Annotated in this window: 1 protein-coding gene; it reads right to left on the bottom strand. The window is 60.5% G+C overall.

Annotated features, from left to right (window positions below):
- A partial coding sequence (locus EOC06_RS38065) for a helix-turn-helix transcriptional regulator (RefSeq protein WP_164899038.1) occupies positions 1 to 540 on the bottom strand: 540 nt, incomplete at its 3' end.
- Positions 541 to 795: the final 255 nt, after the last annotated feature.

Below are 795 nucleotides of genomic sequence, written 5' to 3'. Positions count from 1 at the left end.
GGTCATGATTGAGGGCTCGGTGGTCTGGCGCCGGTTGATGCCGGTGAAATAAATCCAGTTCAGGCGCGAGATCGCCACGCCGTAATGGTTGCCGGGTATTCTCGAGCCACCCCGGCCATCGCCCGAAGCCCAGCGCGTCACCCGCCTGAAGGTGACGAGATCGGCCTCGCGCCGCACGAAGGTGACCGAGCGCATCAAAAAGTCGGGTCGGCCGGGCATCGAAAAATAGGTGAAATATGTGCCTCCGGCGATGGCGGGCGACGGCGGCCGCACCATGTTTTCGTACAGGGCCTGGCGCAGCGTTGCGTTGCCGTCGCTCTTGGCTGCCGCGGCGGCCGGCTCACGATACAGCTCATTCTCATCGATCTTGAAATAGTCGCAGATCAGCCTTGCGGTGGCTTTGTTGGGAACCGCCTTGCCTTGCAGATAGCGCTCGAACTGGGTGCGATTGATGCCAAGCTCACGGCACACCGCGCTGACGGAAGCGTGGCGTTGGACCAGCCGCCTGAGATTGGCGGCGAGATTCACGCGAATTGGCACGACATCTCCCCGACAGACGTACGGACCAGTATTCAAGCGATTGCTTATATACAGTTGCATGCCGTGGCGGCGGCGCGAAGATGGACCTTTGGCCAATAGGCAACGACCCGGTGGCGCGTAGACTGTACGATTCTGACAGTCCGGCTATGCAAGCCGTGTAAATGGGCGTATTTCGATGGCAAGAGCGACCTGAGATCGGCCTCTCGACATCCTGCAATGGAGGGCGGTTTGGATCATACCGGCCTGGTCGAGCTT

Origin of the sequence: Mesorhizobium sp. M7A.F.Ca.MR.362.00.0.0 (assembly GCF_004023175.1) — a bacterium.
Taxonomy (GTDB): domain Bacteria; phylum Pseudomonadota; class Alphaproteobacteria; order Rhizobiales; family Rhizobiaceae; genus Mesorhizobium.
Note: the sequence above shows the minus strand (reverse complement) of the source record. Positions and strands in the feature narration are given on the sequence as shown.